Raw genomic sequence first — 13,613 nt, 5'->3', positions numbered from 1 at the left:
CACGGTGTCACGGACGCACAATCCCTTGAGGAGTCGGTTTCTTGAGGGACCGGCCCCGCCTCAGCGCGGCGCCACCGGCCAGAACAGGCTGATCAGCAGCGTGCCGACCACGATCACCATGATCGAGAGCGGCAGGCCGAGGCGGGCGTAATCGCCGAAGCGGTAGCCGCCCGGGCCCATCACCAGGGTGTTGCACTGGTGGCCGATCGGGGTGAGGAAGTCGCAGGCCGCGCCGACCGACACCGCCATCAGGAACGGGTCCGGGTTGAGCCCGAGCTTGACCGCCAGGCTGGCGCCGATCGGTCCCATCACCAGCACCGTCGCGGCGTTGTTGAGGAACGGCGTCACCGCCATGGCGGCGATCAGGAGCAGGCCGATCGCCAGAATCGGCGGCACCGTCTGCATCAGCCCCGACAGGGTGCTGGCGATCAGGTCGGTGCCGCCGGTGGTGCGCACCGCGTCGCTCACCGGGATCAGGGCGCCGAGCAGCACGATCACCGGCCATTCGATGGTCTCGTAGGCCTCGTGCATGGTCATGACCCGCAGCACGAGAAGCAGCACCGCGGCGCCGAAGAACGCCATCGCCACCGGCACGACGTGGAGCGCGATAAGGGCCATGGCGCCGGCCAGCACCGCGATCGGGATGTAGCTGCGCCGGCTGTGGCCCAGCGCCAGCTTGCGCTCGGCGAGCGGCAGGAGGCCGAACTCGGACAGGACGTCGGCCAGCCGCTCCGATTCGGCGCGCAGGACCACCACGTCGCCGGCCCGCAGGCGCACGCTGCCGATGCGCCGGGTGATCGCCGCGCCGCTGCGGCTGACCGCGAGCAAGGCCGTGCCGTAGCGCCCGGCGAGGTCGGCCCCGGCGGCGGTGGTGCCGGCGAGGGCCGAGCCGTCCGGGATCACCGCCTCGATCACCGTGACCTCGCCCCCGGCGGCTTGCGTGCCGACGAGGGTGAGCTTGGCGCGTGCCACCAGGCGCTCCAGATCCTCCGGCTCGCCGTCCAGCAGCAGGATGTCGCCGACGGCAAGCCGCCAGTCCGGCCCCGGCACGTAGCGGCGGAAGCGCTCGCGGATGACCGTCGCCACCGTGACGTCGCCGTCGCCCAAGGCTTCCAGTTCGCCCACCGTGGCGCCGACGAGGGGCGACTCCGCGGAGAGGCAGGCCTCGGTCGTGTAGGCCTCGATCCGGAAGGCCGCGGCGAGCGACCCCGCCGGGCGCCGGTCGCGCGGCAGCAGCCGGTAGCCGACCGACAGGAAGGCGAGGCCCGCCACCGCGAGGCCGAGGCCGACGGGGGTGAAGTCGAACATCCCGAACGGCTGGCCGGTGACGTCGGCCCGCACCTTGGCGACGATGATGTTGGTCGAGGTGCCGACCAGCGTGACGAGGCCGCCGATCAGCGAGGCGAAGGACATCGGCATCAGCAGCATCGAGGCCGGCGTGCCGGTCTTGCGCCCGAGCTGGAGCGCCACCGGCATGAAGATCGCGAGCGCGCCGATGTTCTTGGTGAAGACCGAGAGCCCCATCACGGCGCCGGCCAATGCCGGCACCTGCTGGCGGGGTTTTCGCAAGTAGGGCAGGAGCGGGCGCATCGCGCTCTCCACGACGCCCGAGCGGGACACCGCCGCCGAGATCACCAGCGCGCTCGCCACGATGATCACCACGTCGTCGGCGAAGCCGTCGAACGCCTTCGAGGCCGGCACCAGCCCGAGCGCCACCCCGGCGACGAGGGAGAGGAGCGCCACCAGGTCGTAGGGCAGCCGCCCCCAGATGAAGAGCAGGACGGTGACCCCGATGAGGCCGAAGGCGAGGCCCTGGTCGAGGGTCATGCGCGGGCCCTCCGGGCGGAGGGGCGGGGGCGTGTCATGCCGGGAGGTGATCCTGATGCGGGGTCGCGAGCCTCCCTAGATTGGGTGGTGCGGGGCTCTGCCCAGGGCGGCGGGCGTGAAGAGTTTGCTTGAGCTCGCGCCTTTGCGTGCACGGTGGCCCCGTTTAGGCTCGGTGCCGCCCCGAAGGAGCCGGTCATGGAAGACCGCGTCCCTCGTTCCGGCCGGCTGACCGTCGCCGAGTTCGACCGCTTCGTCGACGCCCAGCAGGACGAGCACGACTGGGAACTCGTCGACGGCGGCATCGTCATGATGACGAACCCGACGGAGAACCACGAGCAGATCGCCGGCAATCTCGGCGCGCCGCTGAAGCTCGCGATGGATGCCCAAGGCTGCCGCAGCTACCGGGGCGGGATGCGGGTGCTGCGCGATTATGATGGGCGCGGCCGGGACAAGCCCAAGCCCGACATCGACGTGCGCTGCGGGCCGCGGCAGAATCGAACCTTCGTCACCGACCCGCTGGTGATCGTCGAGGTGCTGTCGCCGAGCACCATGGATCGCGACCGCGGGCCCAAGCTCTCCTTCTACAAGCTCTCCTTCTATAAGTCCCTGCCGACGCTCCGGCACTTCGTCCTCGTCTATCAGGATCAGATGCGGGTGGAGCATGATCGGCGCGAGCCGGAGGGCTGGGTGAGCGACGTGCTCACCGCACCGGACCACGTCCTGCGGTTCGAGGCCGTGGAGTTCGAGATCGCTCTCGACCGGGTCTATTTCGACGTGCCGGTCCTGCGCCCGATCGCCGTGGGATGAGCCGGCGGCGGAGCTTGCCGCGCGATCGCACGTTGGTGCGGAATTGCCCAATCGAGACCTCGCATGAGTTTCGCCTTCCTCACCCGCGCCTTCGGGCGCGACGCGCCGGACGAGGTCGAGGAGCCGGAGACCGCCCCGGCCCGGGCCTCGCGGCGCGACCGGCGGGCCGGCCGCGCGGATGCGGTGTTGACCGAGGCCTTGGGCCAGAAGGTGCTGCACGCCTTCCTGCAGAACCGCCACCAGACCCTGGTGCCGCTCACCCTGAACCTCCGGGTGCTGGAGCCGGCCCAGCGCGACCTCGTCATCCAGGCGATGGCGGCGGCCTTCCTGGCGCAGGGGCGCCGGCAGGACCCGGCGCCGGTGCGCGACGCGCTCGCCCGGATCAGCGCCGCGGAGGCCGAGCGCCAGCGCCTCGACAAGGCGCTCGCGGCGCCCCTGGCGCTGGGCGACCTCCTCGACGCGATCCAGGATGCCGATCTCGGCGCTTACGCCTACGTCGCCTCGCTGCTCGCCGTCGACCAGCGTCGCAGGGTCAACCAGCTGTATCTGGCATATCTCGCCGAGCGCCTGGGTCTCGCCGAGGACGTGGTGTCGAGTCTGCACCGGCGCTACCGGGTCTGAGACTGCGGCTGTGCGGCGCTCTGGCGGGGCTTCTCCCGCGGGCATCGTGCCGCTACCCTGGCGGGATCGTCGCGCCACCGGTCTGAACCGTTCCGAGTCCCATGCCCCGCAGCCGCTCCGGCGCCCAGTCCCGCGACGAGACGCACCCGGCGGACGGGCCATTCACCGTCGGCCCGAGTTCCCGCGCCCGGCCGGCACCGCCCTCCGCCGATGCCCGGCTGCTCGCGATCGCAGCCGACCACCTGCGCCGCCTCGGGCACCGGCAGGTCACGGTCGTCGGGGTCGCGGCCGAGGCGGGCATGACGCATGCCAACGTCTACCGCTACTTTCCCTCGAAGACCGCGCTCGTCGACGCGGTGGCGGGCCGCTGGCTGCGCGAGGTCGAGGCCGAGCTCGGCGCCATCGCGGACGCGCCGGACCCCGCCGACGACAAGCTCGAACGCCTGCTCCTGGCGCTCGCCTCGATGCAGCGCGAGGTCCTGGCGCGGGACCCGCATCTGTTCGCGGTCCACCGCGACGCGACGGTCGAATCCCGGCCGATCGCCCGGCGCCATCGCGGCCGCCTGCGCCAGCTGGTCGAGCGGGTGATCGAGGAGGGGATGAATGCCGGCACCTTCTCGCTGCGCGACCGCGAGCGCGGCATCGCCTTCATCTTCGACACCAGCCACCGCTTCCTGCACCCGGTCTCGATCCAGCTCGACGCCGAGGTGCCCCGCGACCTGATCGAAGCTCGCCTCGGCGCGGTCATCCGGGCGATGCTGCGGATCCTGCGCATCGGGACCCTGTAGGTCGCTGACAAACTGGCGAAAATGTAACGCACGGTTGGCCACCAAGACAAGTCACTGATTTGGAAGATAAATCCAGATCGCATGACGTGCCGTGAGCGCGGCCTTGGCAGCGCCTCGGCGCGACGCGCAAGGCCTTCGGGTTGTCGGCCCCGGCTTTTTTCGCCAAAGAGGCAACCGCCGGCGCGGGCTCCTCGCGAGCGGACCCCGGCCCCCGACGGTTCCACCATACCGCGAAGGATCGGTTCTCACATGGCACGCAAGAAGATCGCGCTCATCGGCGCTGGACAGATCGGCGGCACGCTCGCGCACCTCGCCGGCCTCAAGGAGCTGGGCGACGTCGTGCTGTTCGACATCGCCGATGGCGTGCCCCAGGGCAAGGGCCTCGACATCGCCGAGTCGGCTCCGGTCGACGGCTTCGACGCCAAGTACAGCGGCGCCAGCGACTATGCGGCGATCGCCGGGGCCGACGTGGTGATCGTCACCGCCGGCGTGCCGCGCAAGCCCGGCATGAGCCGCGACGACCTGATCGGCATCAACCTGAAGGTGATGGAAGCGGTCGGTACCGGCATCAAGACCCACGCCCCGAACGCCTTCGTGATCTGCATCACCAATCCGCTCGACGCGATGGTGTGGGCGCTGCAGAAGTTCTCGGGCCTCGACCCGAAGAAGATCGTCGGCATGGCCGGCGTGCTCGACTCGGCCCGCTTCCGCCACTTCCTGGCCGAGGAGTTCCAGGTCTCGGTCGAGGACGTCACCGCCTTCGTGCTCGGCGGCCACGGCGACGACATGGTGCCGCTGGTGCGCTACTCGACGGTGGCCGGCGTGCCGCTGCCCGACCTCGTCAAGATGGGCTGGACCACCCAGGAGAAGCTCGACGCGATGGTCGAGCGGACCCGCAAGGGCGGCGGCGAGATCGTCAACCTGCTCAAGACCGGCTCGGCCTTCTACGCCCCGGCGGCCTCGGCCATCGCCATGGCCGAGAGCTACCTCAAGGACAAGAAGCGGGTCCTGCCCTGCGCGGCCCACCTCACCGGCCAGTACGGCGTCGACGGCCTGTTCATCGGCGTGCCGATCGTGATCGGCGAGAACGGCGTCGAGCGCATCGTCGAGGTCGAGTTCTCCGGCGAGGAGAAGGCGATGTTCGAGAAGTCGGTCAATTCCGTGAAGGGCCTGGTCGAGGCCTGCAAGGGCATCAACGGCGCGCTGGCGTAAGGCCTGATCGGCGGCGCGGGGCTCTCCGCGCCGCCTTCGCCTGCCCCGCCCGATCAAAGAAAGCTTGTCGCCCCATGAACATCCACGAGTATCAAGCCAAGGCCGTCCTCAAGGAGTTCGGCCTGCCGGTCTCGAACGGCCGCGCCATCTTCAAGGCCTCCGAGGCCGAGGCCGCCGCCAACGAGCTGGGTGGCCCGCTCTGGGTCGTGAAGTCCCAGATCCACGCCGGCGGGCGCGGCAAGGGCAAGTTCAAGGAGGCCGAGGCCGGCGAGAAGGGCGGCGTGCGCCTCGCCAAGTCGGTCGAGGAGGTCAAGGCCTTCTCCGAGCAGATGCTCGGCCGCACCCTCGTGACGGTGCAGACCGGCGAGGCCGGCAAGCAGGTCAACCGCCTCTACATCGAGGACGGCTCGGACATCGAGACCGAGTTCTACCTGTCGATGCTCGTCGACCGCGAGACCGGCAAGGTCGCCTTCGTGGTCTCGACCGAGGGCGGCATGGACATCGAGCAGGTCGCCCACGACACCCCCGAGAAGATCATCACCTTCTCGGTCGATCCGGCTACCGGTGTGATGGCGCATCACGGCCGCGCGGTCGCGAAGGCGCTCGGCCTGACCGGCCCGCTCGCCAAGGAGGCGGAGGACCTCACAGCTAAGCTCTACAAGGCGTTCACCGCCAAGGATATGAGCATGCTCGAGATCAACCCGCTCATCGTCACCAAGGACGGGCACCTGAAGTGCCTGGACGCCAAGATCTCTTTCGACTCGAACAGCCTCTACCGTCACCCGGAGATCGTGCAGCTGCGCGACATCACCGAGGAGGACGAGAAGGAGATCGAGGCCTCGAAGTACGACCTGGCCTACATCGCCCTCGACGGCACCATCGGCTGCATGGTGAACGGCGCCGGCCTCGCGATGGCGACCCTGGACATCATCAAGCTTTACGGCGAGGAGCCGGCGAACTTCCTCGATGTCGGCGGCGGCGCCTCGGAGGAGAAGGTCACCGCGGCCTTCAAGATCATCACCGCCGACCCGAACGTGAAGGGCATCCTGGTCAACATCTTCGGCGGCATCATGAAGTGCGACGTGATCGCCAACGGGGTGATCGCGGCCGTCAAGGCGGTGGGCCTCCAGGTCCCGCTGGTGGTGCGCCTCGAGGGCACCAACGTCGAGAAGGGCAAGGAGATCATCCGCTCCTCGGGCCTCAACGTGATCCCGGCCGACGACCTCGACGACGCGGCGCAGAAGATCGTCGCGGCGGTGCGCAAGGGCTGAAGCGGCGCGTCGGGACCGACCCGAACAAATCGGAGCGAGCGATGACGAAGGTGATCCTGGACCTCGACGAGACGACCCTCGACCGCGTCGCCAGCGTGGCGCGGGCGCGGCAGACCTCGATCGAGGATCTGCTCCAGCAGCATGCCAGGGACCTCGTCGCTCTCGCTCCGATCGAGATCCACAATCCCGGCCACCGCGCACTCATGGCCGTGCTGGACGAGCCGCCGGAGGAGGGCCGCGCCGCCCTCCACGACCGGCGCCGGGGTAGGGCCGAGACCTACGCCGACAACCGTCGGCGTCTGCTCGCCCTGATCGACGCCACCACCGGCGACCTCGGGTCCGACGTCTGGAGCAGGACGCGCTCCTATGAGCCCTGACTGCTTCCTCGACACGAACGTGCTGATCTACGCGGCCCTCGGCCGCTTCTCGGCACCCAGCAAACACGAGCGCGCCCGCCTGCTCATCGCGGAGACGGATTTCGGTATCTCAGGACAGGTCTTGCAGGAATTCTTCTACAACGCCACGCGCAAGTCGAAGACGCCGTTCACTTCGGCGGAGGCGATCGCGTGGATGGAAATCCTGCGAGACCGCCACGTCGCGTCCATCACCTTCGAGAGCGTCACGCGGGCCGCCGAGATCTGCGACCGCTACCGGATCAACTACTGGGACGCAGCGATCGTCGCGGCGGCCGAGCGGCTCGGTGCCCCGGTCGTCTACAGCGAAGACCTCAACGACGGGCAGACCTACGGCTCGGTCCGTGTGGTGAACCCGTTCCGTCCGATCTGAACACGCACGCCGGAAAGATACGCATGTCCATCCTTATCGACAAGAACACCAAGGTCATCTGCCAGGGCTTCACCGGCAAGAACGGGACCTTCCACTCCGAGCAGGCGATCGCCTACGGCACCAAGATGGTCGGCGGCACCTCGCCGGGGAAAGGCGGCGCGACCCATCTCGGCCTGCCGGTGTTCGACACCGTGAAGGAGGCGCGTCACGCCACCGGCGCCGACGCCTCGGTGGTCTACGTGCCGCCGCCGGGCGCCGCCGACGCGATCTGCGAGGCGATCGACGCCGAGATCCCGCTGATCGTCTGCATCACGGAAGGGATTCCCGTCCTCGACATGGTGCGGGTGAAGCGCTCGCTCGAGGGCTCGAAGTCGCGCCTCATCGGCCCGAACTGCCCCGGCATCGTCACCGCCGGCGAGTCGAAGATCGGCATCATGCCGGCCAACATCTTCCGCCCGGGCTCGGTCGGTATTGTGTCGCGCTCCGGCACCCTGACCTACGAGGCGGTGTTCCAGACCACCAACGAGGGCCTCGGCCAGACCACCGCGGTCGGCATCGGCGGCGACCCGGTCAAGGGCACCGAGTTCATCGACATGCTGGATATGTTCCTCGCTGACGACAAGACCGAGTCGATCGTGATGATCGGCGAGATCGGCGGCTCGGCCGAGGAAGAGGCGGCGCAATTCATCAAGGACGAGGCCAAGCGCGGCCGCAAGAAGCCGATGGTCGGCTTCATCGCCGGCCGCACGGCCCCTCCCGGCCGCCGCATGGGGCACGCCGGCGCGATCATCTCGGGCGGCAAGGGCGGCGCCGAGGACAAGATCGCCGCGATGGAGGAGGCCGGCATCCGCGTCTCGCCGTCGCCGGCGCGCCTCGGCAAGACCCTGGTCGAGGTCCTGAAGGGCTGAGTCGTCCTGCGGGACGCCGATGCCCTTCGCCTCGCGCATGGCAGGGGTGGCGTGCGGGATTAAGGTCCCGCACCCACATCGCAAGCAAACGTCAACTCTCTTGAGTTCGTAAGACATCCCGGCGCCCGGACATTCGGGCGCCCCCACCGTCGACGGATCGCCATCCTCCCGCCCCAACCGAGGGAGAGAAGCCGGCGCATCGATCGACCAGCGCGGATAGACAGATCGCCATGGCACGCCAGGACGCGAACGACGCCCTCCTCGGAACCTCGTTCCTCTACGGAGGCAACGCCGACTACATCGAGGAGCTGTACGCGACCTACACCCGGGATCCCAACGCGGTGGATCCCGAGTGGCGCAGCTTCTTCTCCGGCCTGAAGGAGGAGAGCGCGATCGTGGTCAAGAACGCCGAGGGCGCATCCTGGGCCAAGCCCAACTGGCCGGTCGCCGCCAATGGCGAGATCGTCTCGGCGCTGGACGGCAACTGGGCGACGATCGAGAAGGCCGTCGGCGAGAAGATCAAGGCCAAGCAGGAGGCCAAGGGCCAGCCCGTCGCCCCGGCCGACGTGCTGCAGGCGACCAAGGATTCCGTGCGTGCGATCATGCTGATCCGCGCCTACCGCATGCGCGGCCACCTGCACGCCAAGCTCGATCCCCTCGGCCTGCAGCCGCGCGGCGACCACGAGGAGCTGCACCCGCAGCATTACGGCTTCGCCGAGTCGGATTGGGACCGCCCGATCTTCCTCGACAACGTGCTCGGCCTCGAATTCGGCACCATCCGGGAGATCGTCGCGATCCTGGAGCGGACCTATTGCCAGACCCTCGGCGTCGAGTTCATGCACATCTCCGATCCGGAGGAGAAGGCCTGGATCCAGGAGCGCATCGAGGGCAAGGACAAGGAGATCTCGTTCACCGAGCAGGGCCGGCGGGCGATCCTCAACAAGCTGATCGAGGCCGAGGGCTTCGAGAAGTTCCTCGACCTCAAGTACACCGGCACCAAGCGCTTCGGCCTCGACGGCTCGGAGGCGATGGTCCCGGCGCTGGAGCAGATCATCAAGCGCGGCGGTGCGCTCGGCGTCACCGACATCGTGCTCGGCATGGCCCATCGCGGCCGCCTCAACGTGCTCGCCAACGTGATGTCAAAGCCGTTCCGGGCGATCTTCCACGAGTTCAAGGGCGGCTCGTCGTCGCCTGCCGAGGTCGAGGGCTCGGGTGACGTCAAGTACCACCTCGGCGCCTCGAGCGACCGGGCCTTCGACGGCAACACCGTCCACCTGTCGCTGACCGCCAACCCGTCGCACCTGGAGATCGTCGATCCGGTGGTGCTCGGCAAGGTGCGCGCCAAGCAGGACCAGCAGAACGACGAGCAGCGCACCAACGTTCTGCCGCTCCTCATCCACGGCGACGCCGCCTTCGCGGGCCAGGGCGTGGTGGCGGAGTGCCTCGGCCTGTCGGGCCTGAAGGGCCACCGCACCGGCGGCTCGATCCACTTCATCATCAACAACCAGATCGGCTTCACCACCGATCCGCGCTTCTCGCGCTCCTCGCCCTATCCGTCCGACGTGGCGAAGATGGTCGAGGCGCCGATCTTTCACTGCAACGGCGACGACCCCGAGGCTGTCACCTTCGCGGCCAAGATCGCCACCGAGTACCGGCAGAAGTTCCACAAGCCGGTGGTGATCGACATGCTCTGCTACCGCCGCTTCGGCCACAACGAGGGCGACGAGCCCGCGTTCACCCAGCCGAAGATGTACCAGATCATCCGCAAGCACCCCTCGACCCTTGGGAGCTACGGCAAGCGGCTGACCGAGAGCGGCGTGGTGAGCCAGAAGGAGCTGGAGGACCGCAAGGCCGAGTTCCGCGCGACCCTCGACAGCGAGTTCGACATCGCGACGGCCTACAAGGCCAACAAGGCCGACTGGCTCGACGGCCGCTGGTCGGGCCTGAAGGCGGTGCGCGAGGACGAGGACGACCCGCGCCGCGGCCGCACCGGCGTGCCGGCCGACACCCTGCGGGAGATCGGGAAAGCCATCACCACGGTGCCGCAGGACTTCCACCTGCACCGCACCATCCGGCGCTTCCTCGACAACCGCGCCAAGGCGATCGAGACCGGCGAGGGCCTGGACTGGGCCACCGCCGAGGCGCTGGCCTTCGGCTCGCTCCTCACGGAAGGCCACCGGGTCCGCCTGTCGGGCCAGGACGTCGAGCGCGGCACCTTCTCGCAGCGCCACTCGGTGGTGATCGACCAGGAGAACGAGGAGCGCTACACGCCCCTCAACCACATCAAGGACGGCCAGAGCCGCTACGAGGTCATCAACTCGATGCTCTCGGAGGAGGCGGTGCTCGGCTTCGAGTACGGCTACTCCCTGGCCGAGCCGAACTCCCTGGTGCTGTGGGAGGCGCAGTTCGGCGACTTCGCCAACGGCGCGCAGGTCGTGGTCGACCAGTTCATCTCGTCCGGCGAGCGCAAGTGGCTGCGCATGTCCGGCCTGGTGATGCTGCTGCCGCACGGCTACGAGGGCCAGGGTCCGGAGCACTCCTCGGCCCGGCTCGAGCGCTACCTGCAGATGTGCGCCGAGGACAACATGCAGGTCGCCAACTGCACGACGCCCTCGAACTACTTCCACATCCTGCGCCGCCAGCTGAAGCGGGACTTCCGCAAGCCGCTGGTGCTGATGACCCCGAAGTCGCTGCTGCGCCACAAGCGGGCGGTGTCGCCGCTCTCCGACATCGCCGAGGGCTCGACCTTCCACCGCGTGCTGTGGGACGACGCCGAGAAGGCGCAGGACGGCGTGAAGCTGCCCAAGGACGACAAGGTCCGGCGCGTCGTGCTCTGCTCGGGCAAGGTCTATTACGACCTGTACGAGGAGCGCGAAAAGCGCGGCATCTCCGACGTATACCTGATGCGCGTCGAGCAGCTCTACCCGTTCCCGCTGAAGTCGCTGGCCACCGAGATCTCCCGGTTCCGCAACGCCGAGGTGGTGTGGTGTCAGGAGGAGCCCAAGAACATGGGCTCGTGGGCCTTCGTCGAGCCCTACCTCGAGTGGGTTCTCAACCAGGCCGGCTCCGCCTCCAAGCGCCCGCGCTACATCGGCCGCCCGGCCTCGGCCTCGACCGCCGTCGGCCTGATGTCGAAGCACCTCGACCAGCTCCAGGCCTTCCTCAACGAGGCCCTGGCGGTCTGATCACCCTTCACCGGCGCCCCTCCCGGGGCGCCGCCTGATCCTTTTTCGGGCGGGACCCCCACCGCCCCAACCCTGACGGAAGACATGGCCACCGAAATCCGCGTCCCGACGCTCGGCGAGTCCGTGAGCGAGGCCACGATCGGCCGCTGGTTCAAGAAGCCCGGCGACACCGTGAAGGCCGACGAGCCGCTGGTCGAGCTCGAGACCGACAAGGTCACCCTCGAGGTCAACGCCCCGGCCTCCGGCCAGCTCGGCGACATCGTCGCCAAGGACGGCGAGACGGTGGAGCCCGGCGCGCTCCTCGGCTCGATCGTCGAGGGCGGCGCGAGCGCCGGCAACGGCGCGGCCGCTCCGAAGGCGGAAGCCCCCAAGGCCGAGGCCCCGAAGGCCGCCGCCGAGGCGCCCGCCAAGTCCTCGTCCGCTTCTTACGGCAGCCACGGCGACGCCGCCCCGAAGGGCCACGCCTCGGGCGACAACGGCCCGGCCGTTGCGCGCCTCGCCCAGGAATCCGGCGTCGACCCGTCGTCGGTGAAGGGCAGCGGCAAGGACGGCCGCGTGACCAAGGGCGACATGCTCTCGGCGATCTCGTCGGGCGCCTCCTCGCCCGCTCCGGCTCCGGCCCCGCAGGTCGCCCGCGCCCCGTCGGCGCCGGACGATGCCTCCCGCGAGGAGCGGGTGCGCATGACCAAGCTGCGCCAGACCATCGCCCGGCGCCTCAAGGACGCGCAGAACACCGCCGCCATGCTGACGACGTTCAACGACGTCGACATGGGCGCCGTGATGGCCCTGCGCCAGCAGTACAAGGACGTGTTCGAGAAGAAGCACGGCGCCAAGCTCGGCTTCATGGGCTTCTTCACCAAGGCGGTGATCGGCGCCCTCAAGGACGTGCCGGCGGTGAACGCCGAGATCGATGGCCAGGACATCGTCTACAAGAACTACTACCACGTCGGCATCGCGGTCGGCACCGACAAGGGCCTGGTCGTGCCGGTGGTGCGCGACGCCGACCAGCTGTCGATCGCCGGGATCGAGAAGGCCATCACCGGCTTCGGCCGCAAGGCCCGCGACGGCAAGCTGTCGATCGAGGACATGCAGGGCGGCACGTTCACGATCACCAACGGCGGCATCTACGGCTCGCTGATGTCGACCCCGATCCTCAACGCACCGCAATCGGGCATCCTCGGCATGCACCGCATCGAGGAGCGTCCGGTGGTGCGCGGCGGCAAGATCGAGGCGCGGCCGATGATGTACCTCGCCCTGTCCTACGATCACCGCATCGTCGACGGGAAGGAGGCCGTGACCTTCCTGGTGCGGGTCAAGGAGGCCCTGGAGGACCCGGCGCGCCTCGTGCTCGATCTCTAAGGCCAGCTTGACACCAGCCCCTCCCCCGCCCGGGGGAGGGGCCTCTCGCATCGGGGAGCGCGATGATGACGGACAAGGTCCTGGTGGTCACCGGCGGCAGCCGCGGCATCGGCCGCGCCGTCTCCTTGCGGGCGGCGCGGGCGGGCTGGCGGGTCTGCTTCTCCTACGTCGCGGCCAAGGACGCCGCCGAGTCTCTGGTGCAGGAGATCGCGGCGGCGGGCGGCAAAGCTCTCGCCGTGAAGAGCGATGTCGCCGTCGAGGCCGACATCCCGGCGCTGTTCGAGGCAGCCGACGGCCTCGGGCCCCTCGGCGGTCTCGTCAACAATGCGGGCGTCGTCGATTACGCGGCGCGGGTCGACGAGATGACGTTCGCCCGCCTCAACCGGATGATGACCACCAACGTCATCGGCTCGTTCCTGTGCGCCGGCGAGGCGGTGCGGCGGATGTCGACCCGCCACGGCGGTCAGGGCGGCGTCATCGTCAACCTGTCGTCGGTCGCCGCACGCCTCGGCGCGCCGGGCCAGTACGTCGATTACGCGGCGTCCAAGGGCGCCATCGACACCTTCACCACCGGTCTCGCCGGCGAGGTCGCCGCCGAGGGGATCCGGGTCAACGGCGTCGCCCCCGGCCTGATCGAGACCGAGATCCATGCCAGCGGCGGCCAGCCGGACCGGCTGGCGCGGCTCAGCCCCCTGGTGCCGATGAAGCGCGCCGGCACCGCCGACGAGGTCGCGGCCGCGGTGCTGTGGCTCCTCTCGGACGAGGCCTCCTACGCCACCGGCGCGACCCTGACGATCTCGGGCGGCCGCTAGCCGCCCCCACACCCATTCATCATCCCAGCGGCGGCGC

At 69.2% G+C, this 13,613-nt stretch carries 12 protein-coding genes; 11 read left to right on the top strand and 1 reads right to left on the bottom strand.

The window, feature by feature from the left end; genetic code table 11:
• Nucleotides 1-60: 60 nt before the first annotated feature.
• A complete protein-coding gene (locus MFF64_RS06775; protein WP_099904325.1) occupies nucleotides 61-1,827 on the bottom strand; it encodes an SLC13 family permease in 1,767 nt (588 codons plus the stop codon).
• Between the two features lie 195 nt (nucleotides 1,828-2,022).
• On the opposite strand from MFF64_RS06775, the gene MFF64_RS06770 reads away from it, so the two are divergent.
• The 11 genes from MFF64_RS06770 to MFF64_RS06720 all read left to right on the top strand — a co-directional run bounded on the left by MFF64_RS06770 (nucleotide 2,023) and on the right by MFF64_RS06720 (nucleotide 13,576).
• Entirely contained in the window at nucleotides 2,023-2,634 is a 612-nt protein-coding gene (locus MFF64_RS06770; protein WP_238190167.1) for a Uma2 family endonuclease, read from the top strand.
• 63 nt (nucleotides 2,635-2,697) lie between these two features.
• Nucleotides 2,698-3,255 carry a DUF533 domain-containing protein gene (locus MFF64_RS06765; RefSeq protein ID WP_238190165.1) on the top strand — a complete coding sequence of 186 codons (558 nt, stop codon included), beginning with the start codon at nucleotides 2,698-2,700 and terminating at the stop codon, nucleotides 3,253-3,255.
• Between the two features lie 101 nt (nucleotides 3,256-3,356).
• Complete coding sequence (locus MFF64_RS06760; protein WP_238190163.1) at nucleotides 3,357-4,043, top strand: TetR/AcrR family transcriptional regulator; 687 nt, start codon at nucleotides 3,357-3,359, stop codon at nucleotides 4,041-4,043.
• Between the two features lie 249 nt (nucleotides 4,044-4,292).
• Nucleotides 4,293-5,255 (top strand): malate dehydrogenase, encoded by a 963-nt coding sequence (gene mdh, locus MFF64_RS06755; protein WP_099908617.1) that lies wholly within the window; start codon nucleotides 4,293-4,295, stop codon nucleotides 5,253-5,255.
• A 74-nt stretch (nucleotides 5,256-5,329) separates the two neighbouring features.
• Nucleotides 5,330-6,526, top strand: a complete 1,197-nt coding sequence (sucC, locus tag MFF64_RS06750) for an ADP-forming succinate--CoA ligase subunit beta (RefSeq protein ID WP_099908619.1) — start codon at nucleotides 5,330-5,332, stop codon at nucleotides 6,524-6,526.
• A 41-nt stretch (nucleotides 6,527-6,567) separates the two neighbouring features.
• Nucleotides 6,568-6,903: a hypothetical protein gene (locus MFF64_RS06745; protein ID WP_099908621.1), complete on the top strand. Its 336-nt coding sequence runs from the start codon at nucleotides 6,568-6,570 to the stop codon at nucleotides 6,901-6,903.
• Complete coding sequence (locus MFF64_RS06740) at nucleotides 6,893-7,312, top strand: PIN domain-containing protein (RefSeq protein WP_099908623.1); 420 nt, start codon at nucleotides 6,893-6,895, stop codon at nucleotides 7,310-7,312. Before MFF64_RS06745 ends, MFF64_RS06740 begins: the two co-directional genes overlap by 11 nt.
• A 23-nt stretch (nucleotides 7,313-7,335) precedes the next feature.
• Nucleotides 7,336-8,220 carry a succinate--CoA ligase subunit alpha gene (gene sucD, locus MFF64_RS06735; RefSeq protein WP_099908625.1) on the top strand — a complete coding sequence of 295 codons (885 nt, stop codon included), beginning with the start codon at nucleotides 7,336-7,338 and terminating at the stop codon, nucleotides 8,218-8,220.
• Between the two features lie 230 nt (nucleotides 8,221-8,450).
• Entirely contained in the window at nucleotides 8,451-11,405 is a 2,955-nt protein-coding gene (locus tag MFF64_RS06730; RefSeq protein WP_099908627.1) for a 2-oxoglutarate dehydrogenase E1 component, read from the top strand.
• Between the two features lie 84 nt (nucleotides 11,406-11,489).
• A complete protein-coding gene (odhB, locus tag MFF64_RS06725; RefSeq protein WP_099908629.1) occupies nucleotides 11,490-12,764 on the top strand; it encodes a 2-oxoglutarate dehydrogenase complex dihydrolipoyllysine-residue succinyltransferase in 1,275 nt (424 codons plus the stop codon).
• A 65-nt stretch (nucleotides 12,765-12,829) separates the two neighbouring features.
• Nucleotides 12,830-13,576 (top strand): SDR family oxidoreductase, encoded by a 747-nt coding sequence (locus tag MFF64_RS06720; protein WP_099908640.1) that lies wholly within the window; start codon nucleotides 12,830-12,832, stop codon nucleotides 13,574-13,576.
• Nucleotides 13,577-13,613: the final 37 nt, after the last annotated feature.

Origin of the sequence: Methylobacterium frigidaeris (genome assembly GCF_022179185.1) — a bacterium.
In the GTDB taxonomy this organism is placed as follows: Bacteria; Pseudomonadota; Alphaproteobacteria; order Rhizobiales; family Beijerinckiaceae; genus Methylobacterium; species Methylobacterium frigidaeris.
The sequence above is the reverse complement of the archived record's forward strand: the minus strand, read 5'-3'. Positions and strand labels throughout refer to the sequence as shown.

Excerpts from the sequence above, each read along its gene's own strand:
- MFF64_RS06775 (WP_099904325.1), bottom strand. The coding sequence starts at position 1,827 with ATGACCCTCGACCAGGGCCTCGCCTTCGGCCTCATCGGGGTCACCGTC.
- MFF64_RS06770 (WP_238190167.1), top strand. The coding sequence starts at position 2,023 with ATGGAAGACCGCGTCCCTCGTTCCGGCCGGCTGACCGTCGCCGAGTTC.
- MFF64_RS06765 (WP_238190165.1), top strand. The coding sequence starts at position 2,698 with ATGAGTTTCGCCTTCCTCACCCGCGCCTTCGGGCGCGACGCGCCGGAC.
- MFF64_RS06760 (WP_238190163.1), top strand. The coding sequence starts at position 3,357 with ATGCCCCGCAGCCGCTCCGGCGCCCAGTCCCGCGACGAGACGCACCCG.
- mdh (WP_099908617.1), top strand. The coding sequence starts at position 4,293 with ATGGCACGCAAGAAGATCGCGCTCATCGGCGCTGGACAGATCGGCGGC.
- sucC (WP_099908619.1), top strand. The coding sequence starts at position 5,330 with ATGAACATCCACGAGTATCAAGCCAAGGCCGTCCTCAAGGAGTTCGGC.
- MFF64_RS06745 (WP_099908621.1), top strand. The coding sequence starts at position 6,568 with ATGACGAAGGTGATCCTGGACCTCGACGAGACGACCCTCGACCGCGTC.
- MFF64_RS06740 (WP_099908623.1), top strand. The coding sequence starts at position 6,893 with ATGAGCCCTGACTGCTTCCTCGACACGAACGTGCTGATCTACGCGGCC.
- sucD (WP_099908625.1), top strand. The coding sequence starts at position 7,336 with ATGTCCATCCTTATCGACAAGAACACCAAGGTCATCTGCCAGGGCTTC.
- MFF64_RS06730 (WP_099908627.1), top strand. The coding sequence starts at position 8,451 with ATGGCACGCCAGGACGCGAACGACGCCCTCCTCGGAACCTCGTTCCTC.
- odhB (WP_099908629.1), top strand. The coding sequence starts at position 11,490 with ATGGCCACCGAAATCCGCGTCCCGACGCTCGGCGAGTCCGTGAGCGAG.
- MFF64_RS06720 (WP_099908640.1), top strand. The coding sequence starts at position 12,830 with ATGACGGACAAGGTCCTGGTGGTCACCGGCGGCAGCCGCGGCATCGGC.